Origin of the sequence: Cryobacterium flavum (assembly GCF_900103805.1) — a bacterium.
Taxonomy (GTDB): domain Bacteria; phylum Actinomycetota; class Actinomycetes; order Actinomycetales; family Microbacteriaceae; genus Cryobacterium; species Cryobacterium flavum.
The window spans coordinates 1-18963 of the sequence record NZ_FNIB01000003.1; the positions used below are offsets into that span (position 1 = coordinate 1).

17 protein-coding genes and 1 rRNA gene are annotated in these 18963 nt (G+C 66.2%); all 18 read left to right on the plus strand.

The features are described 5' to 3' along the window. Positions 1 to 208 precede the first annotated feature (208 nt). The 18 genes from rrf (at position 209) to BLS91_RS04375 (ending at position 18901) form a co-directional block, all read left to right on the plus strand. Positions 209 to 325: ribosomal RNA gene (gene rrf, locus BLS91_RS04290) — 5S ribosomal RNA — on the plus strand. Positions 326 to 1791: 1466 nt separating this feature from the next. Next, positions 1792 to 2775, plus strand: a complete 984-nt coding sequence (locus BLS91_RS04300) for a hypothetical protein (RefSeq protein WP_233197485.1) — start codon at positions 1792 to 1794, stop codon at positions 2773 to 2775. Beyond that, the gene (locus BLS91_RS04305) at positions 2753 to 3781 is read left to right on the plus strand and encodes an HAD-IIA family hydrolase (RefSeq protein ID WP_092339526.1); all 1029 of its coding nucleotides are present in this window, start codon (positions 2753 to 2755) and stop codon (positions 3779 to 3781) included. The genes BLS91_RS04300 and BLS91_RS04305 overlap by 23 nt, the downstream gene beginning before the upstream one ends. A 9-nt stretch (positions 3782 to 3790) precedes the next feature. Then, positions 3791 to 3946, plus strand: a complete 156-nt coding sequence (locus BLS91_RS20135; protein ID WP_166789869.1) for a hypothetical protein — start codon at positions 3791 to 3793, stop codon at positions 3944 to 3946. Between the two features lie 116 nt (positions 3947 to 4062). Next, a complete protein-coding gene (locus BLS91_RS04310) occupies positions 4063 to 4863 on the plus strand; it encodes a TlyA family RNA methyltransferase (protein WP_092339840.1) in 801 nt (266 codons plus the stop codon). A 4-nt stretch (positions 4864 to 4867) separates the two neighbouring features. Then, complete coding sequence (locus BLS91_RS04315; RefSeq protein ID WP_092339527.1) at positions 4868 to 5788, plus strand: NAD kinase; 921 nt, start codon at positions 4868 to 4870, stop codon at positions 5786 to 5788. Beyond that, complete coding sequence (gene recN, locus BLS91_RS04320) at positions 5785 to 7479, plus strand: DNA repair protein RecN (RefSeq protein ID WP_092339528.1); 1695 nt, start codon at positions 5785 to 5787, stop codon at positions 7477 to 7479. Before BLS91_RS04315 ends, recN begins: the two co-directional genes overlap by 4 nt. A gap of 35 nt (positions 7480 to 7514) precedes the next feature. Next, positions 7515 to 9209 (plus strand): CTP synthase, encoded by a 1695-nt coding sequence (locus BLS91_RS04325; protein WP_233197486.1) that lies wholly within the window; start codon positions 7515 to 7517, stop codon positions 9207 to 9209. Then, entirely contained in the window at positions 9202 to 9846 is a 645-nt protein-coding gene (locus tag BLS91_RS04330) for an NUDIX domain-containing protein (protein ID WP_092339529.1), read from the plus strand. Before BLS91_RS04325 ends, BLS91_RS04330 begins: the two co-directional genes overlap by 8 nt. Before the next feature lie 2 nt (positions 9847 to 9848). After that, positions 9849 to 10781 carry a site-specific tyrosine recombinase XerD gene (xerD, locus tag BLS91_RS04335; protein WP_092339530.1) on the plus strand — a complete coding sequence of 311 codons (933 nt, stop codon included), beginning with the start codon at positions 9849 to 9851 and terminating at the stop codon, positions 10779 to 10781. 141 nt (positions 10782 to 10922) lie between these two features. Beyond that, the gene (locus BLS91_RS04340) at positions 10923 to 11762 is read left to right on the plus strand and encodes a ParA family protein (RefSeq protein ID WP_233197536.1); all 840 of its coding nucleotides are present in this window, start codon (positions 10923 to 10925) and stop codon (positions 11760 to 11762) included. After that, positions 11746 to 12555: a segregation and condensation protein A gene (locus tag BLS91_RS04345; RefSeq protein WP_092339532.1), complete on the plus strand. Its 810-nt coding sequence runs from the start codon at positions 11746 to 11748 to the stop codon at positions 12553 to 12555. The genes BLS91_RS04340 and BLS91_RS04345 overlap by 17 nt, the downstream gene beginning before the upstream one ends. Continuing rightward, the gene (gene scpB, locus BLS91_RS04350) at positions 12545 to 13189 is read left to right on the plus strand and encodes an SMC-Scp complex subunit ScpB (RefSeq protein WP_092339533.1); all 645 of its coding nucleotides are present in this window, start codon (positions 12545 to 12547) and stop codon (positions 13187 to 13189) included. Before BLS91_RS04345 ends, scpB begins: the two co-directional genes overlap by 11 nt. A 68-nt stretch (positions 13190 to 13257) precedes the next feature. Beyond that, positions 13258 to 14007, plus strand: coding sequence for a pseudouridine synthase (locus BLS91_RS04355; protein ID WP_241983052.1), 750 nt, complete (start codon positions 13258 to 13260; stop codon positions 14005 to 14007). A gap of 12 nt (positions 14008 to 14019) precedes the next feature. After that, the gene (locus BLS91_RS04360; protein ID WP_092339535.1) at positions 14020 to 15102 is read left to right on the plus strand and encodes a prephenate dehydrogenase; all 1083 of its coding nucleotides are present in this window, start codon (positions 14020 to 14022) and stop codon (positions 15100 to 15102) included. 5 nt (positions 15103 to 15107) lie between these two features. Continuing rightward, complete coding sequence (gene cmk / locus BLS91_RS04365; protein ID WP_092339536.1) at positions 15108 to 15800, plus strand: (d)CMP kinase; 693 nt, start codon at positions 15108 to 15110, stop codon at positions 15798 to 15800. Next, positions 15793 to 17304: a ribosome biogenesis GTPase Der gene (gene der / locus BLS91_RS04370; RefSeq protein WP_092339537.1), complete on the plus strand. Its 1512-nt coding sequence runs from the start codon at positions 15793 to 15795 to the stop codon at positions 17302 to 17304. Before cmk ends, der begins: the two co-directional genes overlap by 8 nt. Positions 17305 to 17611: 307 nt before the next feature. Next, positions 17612 to 18901: a hypothetical protein gene (locus BLS91_RS04375; protein ID WP_092339538.1), complete on the plus strand. Its 1290-nt coding sequence runs from the start codon at positions 17612 to 17614 to the stop codon at positions 18899 to 18901. Positions 18902 to 18963: the final 62 nt, after the last annotated feature.

An 18963-nucleotide genomic window follows, 5' to 3' on the forward strand; every position in this document is an offset into this window, starting at 1 on the left:
TACTGCGTTGATAGGCCGGATGTGGAAGTGGGGACTAAAGACCCATGGAGCTGACCGGTACTAATAAGCCGATAATTTGATAACACTCAGTTTGAAGAAGCTGCTTTAGCGTCCACTATGTGGTTCTCGATGTACGGTCGAGAACAACGTCCTCGTCACGAGGACTCTATATAACTACATAATATAGAATCGATTCATCGCAAGATGTTTCGGCGGCTATAGCGAGAGGGAAACGCCCGGTCACATTCCGAACCCGGAAGCTAAGACTCTCAGCGCCGATGGTACTGCAGGGGGGACCCTGTGGGAGAGTAGGACACCGCCGGACTCAACGTAGAAACACCAGGAAAGCCATCCCTCCGGGGATGGCTTTCCTGCGTTAACAGGCCACCCACGGGTGGCCCTGTTTTCGTTAAGCCGCTCTCTTTCGACCGCGTTCAGTAGCGTTCTCAAGACCCCGGCCGTACGCCTGCGGGGTGACGGCGCCTCCGCTGCTCAGCTCAAACACTCGAACTCGGCACCCCGCGAATACCCCGACACCCCGCCCACAACGTAGACGCTGTGCGAGCTGCGACGTGCTCCAGCCGCGGTAAGAGCGGGCGTCTGGCGGAATGGAGTTGCATCTTGATGGGTAGGTTCTCAGCGGGGTTTTGCGCTAGGGATTAGGCTTGGTCTGTCTGTCGAAATGCCGGACTAATTACACAGGAGATACAAGTGAGCCCTTCAGGACCCCGCGACGGCGATTCCCGTAACAACGGTCAGGATGACCGTCGTTCGAACCAGAGTGGCCGACCCTCGAACGAGCGACCTTCCGGTGGCCGTAATGGTGCCAAGCCTCCCTACCGTGGCAACTCCGACCGCCCCCAGCAGGGTGGAGAACGGCCGCCGTATCGCGGTAACTCTGATCGGCCCGCCTATGGCGGCAATGACCGGGCTCCGTACCGTGGCAATTCGGATCGTCCGGCTCAGGGCGAGCGTGCTCCGTACCGTGGCAACTCTGACCGCCCCTCCGGTGGCAACGAACGCGCACCGTACCGTGGCAATTCTGATCGTCCGTCTCAGGGCGAGCGTCCTCCGTACCGGGGAAACTCTGATCGACCTTCCGGCGGCAATGACCGCGCCCCGTATCGAGGCAATTCGGATCGGCCCGCGCAAGGCGAGCGTCCTCCGTATCGGGGTAATTCTGATCGTCCGTCTGGTGGAAACGACCGTGCGCCGTATCGGGGTAACTCGGATCGTCCTGCCCAGGGTGACCGTGCCCCGTACCGTGGCAACTCTGACCGACCCTCCGGCGGCAACGAGCGTGCTCCCTACCGTGGCAACTCTGACCGCCCGGCGCAGGGCGAGCGTGCTCCCTACCGTGGCAACTCTGACCGCCCGGCGCAGGGCGAGCGTCCTCCGTATCGGGGTAGCTCTGACCGCCCGGCGCAGGGCGAGCGTCCTCCGTATCGGGGTAGCTCTGACCGCCCTGCCCAGGGTGAGCGTCCTTCGTACCGTGGCAACTCTGATCGTCCGTCCGGCTCCAACGATCGTGCTCCATACCGGGGCAACTCTGATCGCCTTGCCCAGGGCGGGGACCGTAAGCCGTGGGCCAAGGATGGCGCACGGCCCGACCGCAGCGATCGGCCGAGCAACGACCGACCGCGCAGCGACAACGACAGCAAGCCGTGGACCCAGCGCGGCGGTTCACCGAACCGTGCCGGTGCCCCGCGCGTCGACGCCGGCAAGAAGCTGTGGACCCGCGACGGCGCTCCGGCCCGTAACGACCGCGATGCCCGCGTCGTCGAAGAGGAGATGACCGAAGAGCAGCGCATGCAGCGTGAGCTGCGTTCGGTGCGTCCCCGTCACGATGACCCCGAGCTTCCCGACGACATCACGGCCAACGACCTCGACCGCATCGCGCGGAACGAGCTGAAGACCCTGACCAAGGAGAACGCCGAGACCGTTGGCCGCCACCTGGCCATGGCGGCACGCGTCATCGACGAGAACCCGCAGCTCGCCCACCAGCACGTGATGAGCGCCGCCCGCAGGGCCGGCCGCATTGGAGTTGTGCGCGAGAGCCTCGCGATCACCGCTTATGCCACCGGCGACTTCGCCCTGGCCCTGCGCGAACTGCGCACCTACCGTCGCATTTCCGGCTCGAACGACCAGCTGCCCCTCATGGTCGACAGCGAACGTGGCGTGGGCCGTCCCGACCGGGCTCTCGAACTTGGTCGCTCGGTCGACCGCAGCACGCTGTCCCCGTCCGTACAGGTTGGTCTGGCCATCGCCATGTCGGGGGCACGCCTCGACCTCGGTGAAACGGATGCCGCGCTCGTTGAACTCGAAATTCCCCAGCTCAACCCCAACACGGCCTTCTCCTACAGCCCCGAGCTGTTCGCCGCCTACGCAGAGGTTCTGAGCGAACTCGGCCGCGAGGACGAAGCTGACGAGTGGCTCGAACGGGCCTCTCGCGCTGACGCCGCCCTCGGTGCCTCCGGTGACGATGACGAAACCATCGAAATCGAAGAGATGGAAGAGGACGACGATGACGCCCTCGCCGACTTTGCGGCTGACGCCGGCGATGATGACGACGATGACGAATCGGTCGACGCCGGCGAGGCTGCTCGTGCAGTTGCCGCGGCCGGCCTCGGCGATGCTCCGGCGACGGCCGTTGATCCAGCGTCTGCCGTTGAGGTTGACGACGCCGACGACCAGACGAACGCCGAGGACGACGCTGCGGCATCCGTTTCGCAGGATGACGAAACGGAGCCGGATGCTGCATCGCCGAAAGCCTGAGTCGGCGACGCCACTCGATGGCGTTGACGTGCTGCTGGCCGATCTGGACGGCGTGGTTTATGCGGGTCCGGCGGCGATTCCGTTCGCCGTTGAAAGCCTGAACCGTGCCGCTGACACGATGCGCGTGGGCTACATCACCAACAATGCCTCGCGTACCGACCAGTCGGTTGCCGACCACCTCACCCAACTCGGGCTGAGCGTGGCCGCAGGGGATGTCGTCACCTCTCCCCAGGCAGCCGTGCGGCTGCTCGCTGAGCAGGTGGCACCCGGCTCGAGCATCCTCGTGGTGGGTGGCGACGGTTTGGTCGATGAGGTGGTCAAGGGCGGTTTCGTCGTGACGCGCTCGGCCGACGACAAGCCGGCCGCCGTCATCCAGGGTTTCTCACCCGACGTCGGCTGGGTGCACCTGGCCGAAGCGGCGTTCGCATTGAATGCCGACGGCGTGGGCACCGGAATTCCGTGGATCGCGACCAACACCGACTGGACCATTCCGGTGGCCCGCGGCATCGCTCCCGGCAACGGAACGCTTGTTTCCGCCGTGCACACGGCTGTGGGCCGGCTGCCGCTCGTGGCAGGCAAACCCGAAGCGGCCATCTTTCTGGAGGCGACTCGGCGGTTCAACGCGAAGAACGCGCTCTTCATCGGCGACCGGCTCGACACCGACATTCTCGGTGCCAACCGGGCCGGCATCCCCGCCGTACTCGTGCTCACCGGCATCGACCGGGCCAAACAAGCCCTCGCCGCCGACAAGGAGTCGCGGCCGGCGTTCATCATCGAAAACCTGCAGCAACTGCACGAGCCGTACCCGGAAACGGTGTTCTCCAAGGACGGTTCGACCGCGACGGTGAACGGGGCCAGCGTGCGGGTGCATGGCAACGACGTGCAAATTCTCAAGGCAGGTGACGGCGGGGTCAACCTGCTGCGCGCGGCCTGCGCCGCGATCTACCGATCCGGGCGGGCGATTTACGGCCTCAACGTTCCGGAGCGACTGTATCTCGAGCAGTAGCCTAGAGCCGTGAACCCCGAACCAGAATCGGTCGATCTCGCGGCGCAACTCGTCGACATCGAGACCCAGCCGCTCGAAGCGCGCGCTGAGGCCTTTGGGCAGCTGCACGAGCAGCTGCGCGAACAACTCGAGAACGCCGACACCGACCAGGCGGGCCAGGCGTGACCGACGCCTCCGTGCCGAATTTTCGCCGAGACCATGAAACAGACCCATTTATGCCCGAGTACGTGAACGACGCTGACCCGACCGATACCGCCCCGTTTGACGGCCCGCCAGAACGGATGCCCGCCTCCCGCCTCGACGCCGCCCTCGCCGATCGTGGCCTGGTTCGGTCCCGAACGGTCGCTGCCAAACTCATCGCCGACGGCCTCGTCACGGTCAACGGAGTGCCGGTCGTGAAGGCCAGCACCAAAGTAGACGTGGACGCTGTTCTCGAGGTGGCCGCGACCGACCACTACGTCAGCCGGGGCGCCCACAAACTCAATGCAGCTCTCGACGCCTTCAACCTCGACGTCAGCGGCCGCACGGCTCTCGACGCCGGAGCGAGCACCGGTGGGTTCAGCCAGGTACTGCTCGAACGCGGCGCAGCTCAGGTGATCGCCGCCGATGTCGGCCACGGCCAGCTGGCAGCGCAACTGAAGATCGAGCCGCGGCTGTTGTTGGTCGAGGGGTACAACATCCGCTATGCGACCCCGGAAACGCTCGCCGGGGCATCCGGAATCGCGGACCGGCCCGACCTCGTCGTGGCCGACCTGTCGTTCATCTCACTGACCACCGTGTTGCCGGCCCTCGTGGCCACGGCCGCACCCGGCGCCGACTTCGTGCTGCTGATCAAGCCGCAGTTCGAGGTGGGTCGCGGCGGCATTCGCGAGGGCATCGTGCACGATAGGGGCCTGCGCAGCGACTCGGTGGCCGGCGTGCTCTGGGCCGGCTGGGACCTGGGCCTGAAGACCTGCGGCGTCATCGCCTCACCCATCATTGGGGCGGCCGGAAATCACGAGTATCTGTGCTGGATGAGCGCCACGGCCGGCACAAATCCGACAGAATGGATGGACCGGGTCGATTCCGTGGTGGGAGCGTGACGAGATGAGTGACACCCCGCGGTATTTTCTGATTGTGGCGCACACCGGCCGGGCCGACTCGCTCGAGGCCGCCGCGACGGTCTGCGAGCAGCTCATCGCTGCCGGCGCCGTGCCCGTGCTCGCGCTCGATGAGCGGGCCGACCTGCTCGCTTCATCGCCCGAACTGAACGGCCACATTGCCATTCTCGGGGAAACCGTAAAAACCGACGAACTCGAGCTGGTCATCGTGCTCGGCGGCGACGGCACCATCCTGCGATCGGCCGAACTCGTGCGCGGCTGCTCGGCACCGCTGCTCGGTATCAACCTTGGCCACGTGGGTTTTCTCGCCGAGAGCGAGCGTGACGACCTCGGCGAGGCCGTGCGTCGAGCACTCAAGGGCGACTACGAGGTCGAGGAACGCCTCGCCCTCTCGGTGCGGGTCAAGGTCGCCGACGAGGTCGTCTACGAAACCTGGGCGCTCAACGAGGTCACCGTCGAAAAAGCCAGCCGCGAACGCATGATCGAGGTCGTCGTCGAGGTTGACGGTCGTCCGCTGTCGTCGTTCGGCTGCGACGGCGTCGTGCTCTCGACCCCGACCGGCTCAACCGCCTACTCGTTCTCGGCCGGCGGCCCGATCGTCTGGCCCGGCGTCGAAGCGCTGCTGCTGGTGCCGCTCAGCGCCCACGCCCTGTTCGCGCGGCCGCTCGTGGTCGGCCCGGAGTCGTCCCTTGCCGTTGAAGTACTCTCCCGTACCGGCGCCCGCGCCGTGCTCTGCGCCGACGGACGCCGCACCCAGGACCTCCCAACCGGCGCCCGCGTGATCGTGCGCCGTTCCACTGTTCCGGTGCGGCTGGCCCGCCTGCACATCGGGCCATTCACCGACCGCCTGGTCAACAAGTTCGACCTGCCGGTCACCGGCTGGCGCGGCCCGGTCGGCCGCGAGTGATCGACGAGCTGTTCATCCGCGACCTCGGCGTCATCGCCGAGGCCACGCTGCCGCTCGGCCCCGGCTTCACCGCCGTCACCGGCGAAACCGGCGCCGGCAAGACCATGGTGGTCACCGCCCTCGGGCTGCTGCTCGGCGATCGAGCGGATGCCGGCACCGTGCGCCAGGGTCAGCCGCAAAGTTTCGTGCAGGGCCGTTGGGTCATCGACCCGGCCAGCGCCGTGGCCGACCGTGTGCGCGACGCCGGGGGAGACCTCGACGGGCCGGAACTGATCCTCGGGCGATCGGTCTCGAGCGAAGGGCGCAGTCGCGCGATGGTCGGCGGCCGTGGCGCTCCGGCGAGCGTACTCGGTGACCTGCGCAACGACCTCGTCGTGGTGCACGGCCAGAGTGATCAGGTGCGCCTGCGCTCCGCCGCCGCCCAGCGCGACGCCCTCGACCGCTTCGCCGGGCCCGATCTCGCCGCCGTTCTCGGCGACTACCAGCACGCCTTCCACCGCTGGCAGGCCAATCAACAGGATCTCGATCGGCTGGTCACGGAGCGCGACCTGCGTGCTCGCGAGGCCGACGACCTGCGCGCTGCACTGGCCGAGATCGAAACGGTCGCCCCGCAGCGCGGAGAGGACGCCGAGCTGGCCGAGCGTGCTGAACGCCTCGGCAACCTCGAAGAGCTGCGCCTGGCCGGCGAGCAGGCCCGTCAGCTCATCTCCGCCGAAGACAACCCCGACGACCTGCCCGACGTCGTTGCCCTGCTCGAAACCGCCAGGCGCGCCCTCGACCGGGTCGCGCCGCACGACGTCGCCCTGCCGTCGTTGGTCGCGGCGATCGCCAACGTCGGTTTCGTCGTCGCCGACATCGCCGCCGAACTGGCCAGGTATCTGGACGGCCTCGACGCCGACGGTGCCCGCGAACTCGAAATCGTGCAGGAACGCCGCGGCGAACTGGGAATCCTCGCCCGCAAGTACCCAGGCGGTCTCGAGGAAGCCATCGAATTTCTGGACACCGGCAGCACGCGGCTGCTCGAGCTCGACTCCGACTCCGAGAGAATCGATGAGCTCAGCGCCGAAGCGGATGCCGACCACACGCTGGTCACCGACCTCGCCGCCGCCCTCACCGCGTTGCGCCTGGCGGCAGCCGTGCAGCTCGGCGCCCGGGTGACCTCAGAACTCGGCGCGCTGGCGATGCCGGACGCCGTGCTACTCGTGGAGGTGGAACCTGGCCCCGAGTTCACGATCACCGGCAGCGACCTCGTACGCCTGCTGCTGCAGCCGCACGCGGGCGCCGAACCCCGGGCGTTGGCGCGCGGGGCATCCGGTGGTGAATTGTCGCGGGTCATGCTCGCCATCGAGGTCGTCATCAACGCGACCGACCCGGTACCCACCTTCGTCTTCGACGAGATCGATGCCGGCGTGGGCGGGGCCGCCGCCATTGAAATCGGACGCCGGCTGGCTCGACTGGCCGAAACCGCCCAGGTGATCGTGGTCACCCACCTCGCCCAGGTCGCAGCGTTCGCCGGTAACCACCTCAGTGTGGTCAAGGACAGTGACGGATCCGTCACCGCCTCGAGCGTGCGCCAGCTGCGCGGCGACGACCGGGCCGCCGAAATGGCGCGCCTGCTCTCGGGGCTGCCCGACTCGAAGAGCGGCCTCGAACATGCCCGCGAACTGCTCGACCTCGCGAAGCCAAAGTGATCGGCGAAATTCAGGTGATAGCATTGAAGCCCGTGGTGGAAAATATACTTACGGATAGATCAGACGGCACGACCAAGCACATCTTCGTGACCGGGGGTGTGGTCTCCTCGCTCGGTAAGGGCTTGACGGCGGCCAGCCTCGGAAACCTTCTCACTGCACGCGGCCTGCGGGTCGTCATGCAGAAGCTTGACCCCTATCTCAACGTCGACCCGGGAACGATGAACCCGTTCCAGCACGGCGAGGTCTTCGTGACCGACGACGGCGCGGAGACCGACCTCGATATCGGGCACTACGAACGTTTTCTCGACATCAACCTCGGCCAGTCGGCCAACGTGACGACCGGGCAGATCTACTCGCAGGTCATCGCCAAGGAACGCCGCGGCGAATATCTCGGCGACACCGTGCAGGTCATCCCGCACATCACCGACGAGATCAAGCGTCGCATGCGCCTGCAGGCCAGTGACGATGTGCGCCCCGACGTGATCATCACCGAGGTCGGCGGCACCGTCGGTGACATCGAAAGCCAGCCGTTCCTCGAGGCCGCCCGCCAGGTGCGCCACGAACTCGGCCGCGGCAACGTTTTCTTCGTGCACGTTTCGCTCGTGCCGTTCCTCGGCGCGGCCGGCGAGCAGAAGACCAAGCCCACTCAGCACTCCGTCGCGACTCTGCGCTCGATCGGTATTCAGCCCGACGCCCTCGTATTGCGCAGCGACCGGCCGGTCTCTGAGTCAAACAAGCGCAAGATCGCGCTCATGTGCGACGTCGACGAAGACGCCGTCGTCAACGCCGTCGACGTTGCGTCGATTTACGAGATCCCGACCATGCTGCACGACCAGGGTCTCGACAAATACATCGTCAACGCCCTCGGCCTCGTGGCCGACGTCGTCGACTGGTCCGGCTGGGAGAACCTGCTCGAAGCCGTACGCCACCCCAAGCACGAGGTCACGATCGGTCTGGTCGGCAAATACATCGACCTCCCGGATGCCTACCTCTCGGTTACCGAGGCGCTGCGAGCCGGCGGATTCGCCAACCAGAGCAAGGTCAAGATCGTCTGGATCGGCTCCGACGATTGCGAAACCGACGAGGGAGCGGCCCGCCTGCTCGGCGAACTCGACGGCATCTGCGTGCCGGGCGGCTTCGGCATCCGCGGCATCGAGGGCAAGCTCGGCGCCCTCAAGTTCGCCCGCGAAAACGGCATCCCGGTGCTCGGCCTGTGCCTCGGCCTGCAGTGCATGGTCATCGAATACGCCCGCAACAAGGCCAACCTGCCCGGAGCATCCTCGAGCGAGTTCGACCCGGAAACCGAGTTTCCGGTCATCGCGACCATGGAAGAGCAGGTCGAGATCATCGCCGGCGGCGACCTCGGCGGCACCATGCGCCTCGGCCTCTACCCGGCTACCCTCGCCGAGGGGTCTCTCGTCGCCGAACTGTACGGCGAAAACTCGGCGTCCGAACGTCACCGTCACCGCTACGAGGTCAACAACGCCTTCCGCGACCAGATCGCCCTGGCCGGCCTGTGGTTCTCCGGAACCAGCCCCGACCGCCACCTGGTCGAATACGTCGAGCTCAAGCGCGAGGAACACCCGTTCTACGTGGGCACGCAGGCCCACCCCGAGCTGCGGTCACGACCGAACCACGCGCATCCGCTGTTTCGCGGCTTGATCAAGGCCGCGCTCGACCGCCAGCAGGCCAGCCGCCTGTTCGAGGTGAAAGAAGAACTCAGTGCCTGAACTGCAGGATGACGTCGCGCCGGTCGAGGTAACCGCGAGCGACATCGTCTATGACGGCGCCATCTGGAACGTGCGTCGCGATAGCTTCGACTACAACGGCGCGAGCATCACCCGCGAGTACCTCGACCACCCCGGCGCGGTCGCCGTACTCGCCCTCGACCAGCAGGACCGGGTGCTGCTGATCAAGCAGTACCGGCACCCGACCGGCCTGCGCGGTTGGGAACTGCCGGCCGGACTGCTCGACGTGAGCGGCGAGAACGCCGTCGTCGGAGCGAAGCGCGAACTGGCCGAAGAAGCGGATGTCGTCGCTTCCGAGTGGGCGCTGCTCACCGAGTTCTACACCTCGCCCGGCGGCAGCAACGAAGCGATTCGGGTCTACCTCGCCCGGGGCATCTCGGCGGTTGCCGCGTTCGCCCGTACCCACGAAGAAGCCGACATCGAACTGCGCTGGGTTCCGCTGGACGAGTGCGTCGACGCCGTGCTGGCCCGTCGCATCTCCAACCCGATCCTGATCGTGGCTGTTCTGGCCGCCCAGGTGGCGCGTTCACGCGGTTGGAGCACGCTGGCGGCGGCAGACCTGCCGTGGCCGCGGCATCCGCTCAGCATTCATTCGCGCAGCAGTCACACCGCCGCCTGAACATGTCGATCGCCACGGCGGTGGATGGGTATCTGCGGCACGTGTCGGTCGAGCGCGGTCTCGCGGCGAACACCGTCGCCGCCTACCGCCGTGATCTCGGGGTGTACACGGACTGGCTTGGGGCAGATTCGGCTGAGGGTGCGCCGCGGCCGATCACCGACCTGCGCGACGTCACCCGAGCGCACATCTCGGCCTTCGTGCAGTACCTCGGACTGCGCCCGGAATCGCCGCTGACGGCGGCTTCCATCGCCCGCGGTCTCTCGACCGTGCGCGGGTTTCACCGGTTTCTGCAGGGTGAGGGCCTCGTCGAAACGGATGTTGCGCACGACACCAAACCGCCCAAACTGGCCCTGCGCCTGCCCAAGGCGATCTCGATCGACCAGGTCAGCGCGCTGCTCGCGGCCACCGACGGCGACGATGTGCAGCGCCTGCGCGACAAAGCCCTGCTCGAACTGCTCTACGCTACCGGCGCCCGGGTGAGCGAGGTAGTCAACCTCAACGTCGACGACGTGCTCGTGGAGGAGTTCGACTCGGTGCGCCTGACCGGCAAGGGCGACAAACAGCGCATCGTGCCGGTCGGCAGTTTCGCGCGCGCCGCCGTCTCCGATTACCTGGTGCGAGCGCGGCCGATGCTGTCGGCTCGCGGACGCTCGACGCCGGCCCTGTTTCTCGGGCTGCGCGGGCAGAGGGTGAGCCGGCAAAACGCCTGGCTGATCATTCGCGCTGCCGCCGAACGCGCCGGGCTCACCGTGCCCGTCTCGCCGCACACCCTGCGACATTCCTTTGCGACACACCTGCTCGCCGGAGGGGCCGACGTGCGCGTGGTGCAGGAACTCCTCGGCCATTCCTCGGTCGCGACCACCCAGATCTACACGCTCGTCACGGTGGACACCCTCCGCGACATGTACACCCTCGCCCACCCCCGAGCGCGCTGATCAGGGGGCACAGCGGCGATCCTTGCGGTGACGGGCCGAACACTCGCTACAATCGACCAAGTGATGGGTGCAGGACAAATCAAGGACGGGCCAGTGACGCGTAAGTTGAGCGACCGAATTTCGCTACCCGGTTTCGACGATATGCCGGTCGGTCCGACCGGACGAGAAAAACACGAATTCGCCGAACCGGAGCCTCTGAAAAGCCACGGTCCGGCCCGCATCATCTCCCTCTGCAACCAGAAGGGTGGCGTCGGCAAGACCACGACGACCATCAACCTCGGTGCCGCCCTGGCCAGCTACGGCCGCCGCGTGCTGGCCGTCGACTTCGACCCGCAAGGCGCCCTCTCGGCCGGCCTCGGCGTACCCACCCACGACGTCACCACCATCTACGACCTGCTGCTGAACGGCAAGGTCGACCCGAGAGACGCGATCCAGCCGACCTCGGTCGAGGGACTCGACGTTATCCCGGCCAACATCGACCTCTCCGCCGCCGAGGTGCACCTGGTCAACGAGGTCGCCCGCGAGCAGATTCTGGCCCGCGTGCTGCGCAAGGTGTCGGCCGACTACGACGTCATCCTGATCGACTGCCAGCCCTCGCTCGGCATCCTCACCGTGAACGCCCTCACCGCGAGCCACGGCGTGCTGATCCCGCTCGAGTGCGAATTCTTCGCCCTGCGCGGCGTCGCCCTGCTCATCGAAACCATCGACAAGGTGCGCGACCGACTCAACCCGGCCATCGAACTCGACGGAATCCTCGCCACTATGTACGACTCCCGCACCCTGCACTCCCGCGAGGTACTCGAGCGCGTCGTCGACGCCTTCGGCCACAGCGTGCTCGAAACCGTCATCGGCCGCACCGTGAAATTTCCCGACGCGAGCGTCGCCGGGGTTCCCATTACCGACTTCGCGCCCGAGCACGCGGCCGCTAAGGCCTACCTACAGGTGGCCCGCGAACTGATCCACCGTGGCGCAGTCGCCTAGCGCGGCCGAGAAGCCCGCGTTTTCGGTCGCCCTCGGCAACTTCGAAGGCCCGTTCGACCTGCTGTTGAAACTGATCACGCGGCACGAACTCGACATCACCGAGATCTCGCTCAGCCAGGTCACCGACGAGTTCATCTCCTACCTGCGCGGGCCGGGCGCTGCCGAAGAACTCGACCAGGCCACCGAGTTTCTCGTCGTCGCCGCCACACTGCTCGACCTCAAGGTGGCCGGACTGTTGCCGCAGGGTGAACTCGTCGACGCCGAAGACGTGGCGCTGCTCGAAGCCCGCGACCTGCTGTTCGCCCGCCTGCTGCAATACCGCGCCTTCAAGGAAGCCGCGGGCTGGTTCACCGGTCAGTTCGACGTGGAGACCCGCCGGCACGTGCGGTCGGTGCGACTCGAGGAGAAGTACCGTCAGAAGACTCCCGAGCTGGTCTGGACACTCTCCCTCGCCGATTTCGCCGCCCTGGCCGCCGTGGCCCTCGCACCGCGCGAGCTGCCCGTTGTGGGCCTCGACCACCTGCACGCGCCGCTGGTCAGCATCCGCGAACAGGCCGCCTACGTCGTCGCCATGCTGCAGTCGGGGGAGCCGGTCTCGTTTCGGCAGCTCATCGCCGGGGCCGACCTGAAGGGCGTTATCATCGCCCGCTTTCTCGCGGTGCTCGAGCTGTACCGTCATGGCGCCCTCTCCTTCGATCAGATCGAGCCCCTCGGCGAGCTCACCCTGCGCTGGAGCAGCGACTCTTGGTCCGATGAAAACCTGGCATCCCTCGGAGCCGACTATGACAATTAGAAACCCGACAACCGACACGCGATCGCGCGCCCCGCAAACGGATGCCGCAGCATCCGTTTCGCCAGCGGCCAGCGACCTCGACCGCCAGCTCGAAGCCGTGTTCATGGTCGCCGACGAACCGCAGGGCCTCGTGCACCTCGCGACCGCCGTGGGGCGGCCGGTCGCTGAGGTAGCGGCATCCGTTGCGCGGCTGGTGGCCGATTTCGACGGCATCAGCAGCCCCGACGGTATGAAAGCGGTGCGCCGTGGTTTTGAGCTGCGAGAGGTCGCCGGTGGCTGGCGCATCTACGTGCGTGCAACGCACGATGAGCTCGTGACCGACTTCGTGCTGACCCAGAATCCCAGCCGGCTCAGCCAGGCGGCGCTCGAAACCCTCGCCGTGATCGCCTACAAGCAGCCGATCAGTCGCGGCCAGGTCGCCAGCATTCGCGCCGTCAACGTCGACTCCGTCGTGCGCACCCTGCTCGGTCGCGGCCTCGTCACCGAGGCCTTCACCGACAGTGAAACCGGCGCGATCAACTACGCCACCACAGACTTGCTGCTCACCCAGCTCGGAATCAACTCGCTCGACGAGTTACCCCACCTTTCGCCGTTGCTCGACGGCGGCACCGACGGATTCGAGGATCTACTTTGACCGACAACACCCCCCAGGACCAAGCCCCGCGCGACCCCAACTTCAACCCGGAGGCCGCAGCCGACGGCGTGCGCCTGCAGAAGGTGCTCGCCTCAGCCGGCGTCGCCAGCCGCCGCGTCTCCGAAGACCTCATCACCTCCGGCCGTGTGCGCGTGAACGGCAAGGTCGTCACCGAGCTTGGCCGCCGGGTACACCCCGAAAGCGACCAGGTCGCCGTCGACAACGTGGCCGTGCAGCTCGACACCACCCGCCGCTACCTCATGCTCAACAAGCCGGTCGGCGTTGTTTCCTCGATGCAGGACGAGAGCGGACGCCCCGACCTGCGCGAATTCACCGACCAGTTCGACGAACGACTGTTCAACGTTGGGCGCCTCGACGCCCAGACCAGCGGCCTGCTGATTCTCACCAACGACGGTGACCTCGCCCACGTGCTCGCCCACCCCTCCTTCGGCGTCTCCAAGACCTACATCGCCAAGGTCGAGGGCCGCGTCTCGCCGCAGACCATCGGGCAGCTGCAGAGCGGCATCGAACTCGACGACGGCCCCATCCACGCCGACAAGGCGCGCATTCTCACGAGCCCTCCCGGCGGCGGCTACAGCATGGTCGAACTCACCCTGCACTCCGGTCGAAACCGCATCGTACGACGGATGCTCGACGCCGTCGGTCACCCCGTGGTCGACCTGGTACGTCGCCAATTCGGACCGTTGAACCTCGGAACCCTGCAGCAGGGAGCCGTACGCGAACTCACCCGCGAAGAACTCGGCCAGCTGCTCACCGTCTCCCGGCAGGCGCCGAGCGCGCGGCCCGAAGCTAACTAAGGACTGACGCATATGGGGGAAAGCCGCCTCGTCGGCCCGGTGCGCATCGTCGGCGTCGGTCTGCTTGGAACCAGCATCGGCCTCGGACTGCGGGGCCGCAAGATCGAGACGATCCTCGCCGACGCGTCACCGACGAACCTGCGCATCGCGATCGACTACGGTGCCGGCCGCGCCGCGAAGGACGGCGACCTGCCGCAGCTGATCGTGGTCTGCGTGCCGCCCGACGTGACCGCCGAGATCGTCGCCCGCGAACTCGAGGCGTACCCGGGAGCGATCGTGACGGATGTCGCGAGCGTCAAGCTGGCACCTCTCGCCGAGCTGCGCGAGCGTGGCGCGGACATCAGCCGGTACATCGGGTCGCATCCGCTCGCCGGTCGGGAGAAGGGCGGCCCGCTGTCCGGCCGCGCCGACCTGTTCATCGGCCGACCTTGGGTGGTCGCCGCGCACGACGCGATCAGCTACCAGCAGGCCGGCGCGATCGACGACCTCATCCTCGACCTCGGCGCTATCCTGGTCGAAATGACGCCCGAGGAACACGACCTCGGCGTCGCCCTGGTCTCGCACGTACCGCAGGTCATCTCCACCCTGATGGCCCGCCGCCTCACTGGGGCCGCACACTCCTCGCTCAACCTGGCCGGCCAGGGCCTGCGCGACGTGACCCGCGTCGCGGCGAGCGACCCCGACCTGTGGGTGCAGATCCTCGGAGCCAACGCCGGCCCGGTGCGGGACGTCTTGCTGGCTTACCGCGACGACCTCGACCGGTTCATCGATGCCCTCGAAGACCCTGCCGTACCAGGTTCGCAGCGCAAGGTCGCCGAGGAACTCGCCGGCGGCAATGCCGGGGTGGCCCGCCTGCCCGGCAAACACGGCCAGGACCGCCGGTTCTCATCGATGGTCGTCATGGTCAACGACCAGCCCGGCCAGATCGCCCGGCTGCTCAACGACATCGGTGAGCTCGGCGTCAACCTTGAAGACTTACGCTTGGAACACTCGCCGGGCGCCCAGATCGGTCTCGCCGAAATCTCCGTACTGCCCGAGGCCGTCATTTGCCTCACCGAAGAGCTGGCCACCCGCGGCTGGCGGATTGCTGGTTGACTTTCATGGCCCGTCACACCCTCCCCACCCTCGTCGCCATCGATGGGCCGGCCGGAAGCGGCAAGTCGAGCGTGAGCCGAGCGGTTGCACGTCGCCTCGGTTTCGCCTACCTCGACACCGGCGCCGCCTACCGCGCGCTGGCCTGGCTGGCGCTCGACCGCAAGACCGATCAGACCCAAGCGGATGCCGTCACCGCGCTGCTCAAAGACTTCGACTATTCGATCGGTACCGACCCGGACGAATACTTCGTCACGGTGGGGCAGACCGACGTGACCGACGCCATCCGCTCGCCCGAAGTCAGCGCCGCCGTCAGCGCTGTAGCCCGGGTTCCCGCGGTGCGTGAGGCCCTCACCGAACTGTTTCGGAGCCTCGCCGCGAACGTCGATCGGCCCGGCGTGGTGGTCGAAGGGCGCGACATCACGACCATCGTCGCCCCCGAGGCCGAGGTACGCATTCTACTCACGGCATCCGAGGAGGCTAGAATGGCTAGACGCTCTGCGGAAATAACGACCCAATCGGCCCAAACCGTGGCAGAACAGCTGCGATCACGTGATCGCGCTGACTCACAGGTTGTCGATTTCATGAGCGCTGCAGACGGTGTGATAACCGTCGACTCCACCCATCTCGACTTCGAGCAGACCATTGACGCGGTCATCGACGTCTACCACACACGCACGAAGCGGGCTTTGAATGAGTAACGAATACGACGACACGAGCACAGCGCTCGACACCGAGCTGGCCGAACGACTCGCCAACCTCGATGAGGAACTCGCCACGCGGCGTTCCGCCGCGCTGCGCACGGACCTCGACAACTACGACCTCGACGAGGAAGACCTCGACGTACTGCAGGCCGTCACCGACGACCCCGACGCGATCCAGTACCTGCCGGCCGTGCCGGTCATCGCCATCGTCGGCCGCCCGAACGTGGGCAAGTCGGCGCTGGTCAACCGCATCCTCGGCCGCCGTGAGGCCGTCGTCGAGGACACCCCCGGCGTCACGCGGGACCGCGTGGCCTACAAGGGCGAATGGCACGAGCGCAAGTTCAGCCTCGTCGACACCGGCGGGTGGGAGCCCGACGCCAAGGGAATCGACGCCTCCGTCGCAGCCCAGGCCGAGATCGCCATCGACCTGTCCGACCTGGTCATGTTCGTCGTCGACTCCAACGTGGGTCCAACCTCGACCGACGAGGCCGTCGTGCGCATGCTGCGGAAGTCCGGCAAGCCGGTCTTCCTGATCGCCAACAAGGTCGACGACGTGCGCCAGGAGCCCGAAGCGGCCAGCCTGTGGTCGCTCGGCCTCGGCCAGCCATGGCCGGTCTCCGCCCTGCACGGTCGTGGTGTGGCCGACCTGCTCGACGCGATTCTGCTCGTGCTGCCCGAAATCTCCAACGTCGCCAAGCAAGAGGTCGGCGGCCCGCGCCGCGTCGCCATTCTCGGCCGCCCGAACGTGGGCAAGTCCAGCCTGCTCAACAAGGTCGTGGGCGAGGAGCGCGTTGTTGTCAACGAGCTCGCCGGCACGACCCGCGACCCGGTCGACGAGCAGGTCGAACTCGGCGGCAAGGTCTGGCGTTTCGTCGATACCGCCGGCATCCGCCGTCGTGTGCACCTCTCGCAGGGTGCTGACTTCTACGCCTCGCTGCGCACCAGCGCTGCCCTTGAAAAGGCCGAGGTCGCCGTTGTGCTGCTCGACGTGACCGAGGTCATCAGCGAGCAGGACATTCGCGTCATCGACCTCGTGATCGAGTCGGGCCGCGCACTCGTGCTCGCGTTCAACAAGTGGGACCAGATCGACGACGACCGTCGCCGCTACCTCGAGCGTGAGATCGAGCAGGACCTGGCCCACGTGGCCTGGGCCCCGCGCGTGAACATCTCGGCCAAGACCGGTCGCCACATGGAGAAGCTGGTTCCGGCCCTCGAGCTCGCGCTCGAGTCGTGGGACACCCGCATCGCCACCGGCAAGTTCAACGCCTTCCTGGCCGAGCTCGCCGCAGCCCACCCGCACCCCGTGCGCAGTGGCAAACAGCCGCGCATCCTATTCGGCACCCAGGCTTCGAGCCGCCCGCCGACGTTCGTGGTGTTCACCACCGGGTTCCTCGACCCGGGCTACCGTCGCTACATCCAACGTCGCCTGCGCGAGATCTACGGCTTCGAGGGAAGCCCGATCAACCTCAGCATGCGGGTGCGCGAGAAGCGTAAACGCTAAATTCGCAGAATCCAAGCGGCCGGTCCTGTTAGCGCAGGTCCGGCCGCTTTTTTGGGCGCCGAATGCCCGTCGCGCCAGCGAAGATGAGGTCACTCGATTTGCGTGCGAACCTTAAGTGGGCAAAGCTCATTGAGTACATTGTGGCCCTCTACGGCTGATCACCCGCACGTTCCCGGACTTGTGCGCGACAAAGAATATACGTAACCAACTAATGGCATTGAGAAATATCCGCACGTCCATCCTTAAACACAACTCAAGCACAACCACTCGGCCTGTCACCGACGTCCGCCCACGCCGGGAACCACGATTGGTCATTCTGGCCGCCGTCGCGGTGTCGGCCTTCGCCCTTTCCGGCCTCACCGCTGTTCCGGCCTTTGCCGGGAGCGGAAGCGCCGACTCGACAAGCACCTCGATCGATATCCCGGCTGGCCGGAGCATTACCGCTCAGCTGGGCACAGTGCCCTCCGGCCTGAAATCCGTCGATGTGAAGTTCTTCACGTCCGAGGTCACGGCCAGAAGTCAGGTGAAAATTGCTGTCGGCGCAGAGGACACGCAAACGTATTCGTTCACGGCACCCGTGGGTACCAGTGCAACCAAGACGGTCACGGTTCCCGTGACGACGCAGACAAACGGCGCCGTAACCCTGTCCAGTAGCGTCGCCGACGTCAGGTTGAACCTCGAACTGGCCGGTTTTGAACGCGGCGCAACGGAGCCCACGCCCGCACCGACTCCGGAGCCTACGCTGACTCCGGCTCCGACACCGTCACCCGAGCCGACTCCGGCTCCGGCTCCGACACCGTCACCCGAGCCGACTCCGACACCGGGTGGCATACCTGGTGCCTCCAACACGGGTGTTCCGTCCGGAACCACACTGACCGTGCACCATGGCGACATCAATGTCACGACGGCCGGCACAGTTCTCGACGGCCTCGACATTCGTGGTCTGGTCAAGATCAGCGCGGCCAACGTCACCATCAAAAATTCCATCATTCGTGGTCGCACCATGAACGGCCCGGGCGCCCTCATCAACAACCTCGGCGGCTTCAGAAACCTCGTCGTGACCGACACCGAGCTGTCCCCGAGCACCGCTTCGCCCGATGCCAATGGAATCTACGGCTATAACTTCACGGCAACGCGCTTGAACATCAATAACGTCATCGATGGCATTCACATCACGGGAAGCAATGTGAGCCTGCAGGACTCCTGGATCCACGACCACATGCATTACCGCAATGACCCGAATCAGGGCGGTTCGCCCAGTCACGACGACTCCATCCAGGTTCAGTCTGGCAATAACATCACGGTCGCCGGCAACCGCCTGACCGACTCGCACAGCGCCGCCGTGCAAATCACCCAGGACCGCGGAACGGTATCCAACTTCACCTTCGTCGACAACTTCGCCAATGGCGGGGCCTGCACCGTGAACATTGCCGAAAAAGCCTATGGCCCCCTCCAAGGCACCATCATCAAGGACAACACCTTCGGCAAAGACACCAAGGTCGCCAACTGCGCCGTGATCGCCAAAACCACCACCAAGATCGACTTCCAACGCAACTACTACACCGACAACACCACCGTCGTCATCAAAAAAGGCTAACAAGCACCGGTAAATCCACTCGAATTCCCTCACAGGACCAGGCGGGCCCCACGCACACAGCG

What these genes read in the sequence shown, in the direction of transcription:
- BLS91_RS04360 (WP_092339535.1), top strand. Translation starts at nt 14,020, where the DNA reads ATGGGGGAAAGCCGCCTCGTCGGCCCGGTGCGCATCGTCGGCGTCGGT.
- BLS91_RS04315 (WP_092339527.1), top strand. Translation starts at nt 4,868, where the DNA reads ATGAGTGACACCCCGCGGTATTTTCTGATTGTGGCGCACACCGGCCGG.
- xerD (WP_092339530.1), top strand. Translation starts at nt 9,849, where the DNA reads ATGTCGATCGCCACGGCGGTGGATGGGTATCTGCGGCACGTGTCGGTC.
- BLS91_RS04300 (WP_233197485.1), top strand. Translation starts at nt 1,792, where the DNA reads ATGACCGAAGAGCAGCGCATGCAGCGTGAGCTGCGTTCGGTGCGTCCC.
- BLS91_RS04305 (WP_092339526.1), top strand. Translation starts at nt 2,753, where the DNA reads ATGCTGCATCGCCGAAAGCCTGAGTCGGCGACGCCACTCGATGGCGTT.
- scpB (WP_092339533.1), top strand. Translation starts at nt 12,545, where the DNA reads ATGACAATTAGAAACCCGACAACCGACACGCGATCGCGCGCCCCGCAA.
- der (WP_092339537.1), top strand. Translation starts at nt 15,793, where the DNA reads ATGAGTAACGAATACGACGACACGAGCACAGCGCTCGACACCGAGCTG.
- BLS91_RS04310 (WP_092339840.1), top strand. Translation starts at nt 4,063, where the DNA reads ATGCCCGCCTCCCGCCTCGACGCCGCCCTCGCCGATCGTGGCCTGGTT.
- cmk (WP_092339536.1), top strand. Translation starts at nt 15,108, where the DNA reads ATGGCCCGTCACACCCTCCCCACCCTCGTCGCCATCGATGGGCCGGCC.
- BLS91_RS04340 (WP_233197536.1), top strand. Translation starts at nt 10,923, where the DNA reads ATGCCGGTCGGTCCGACCGGACGAGAAAAACACGAATTCGCCGAACCG.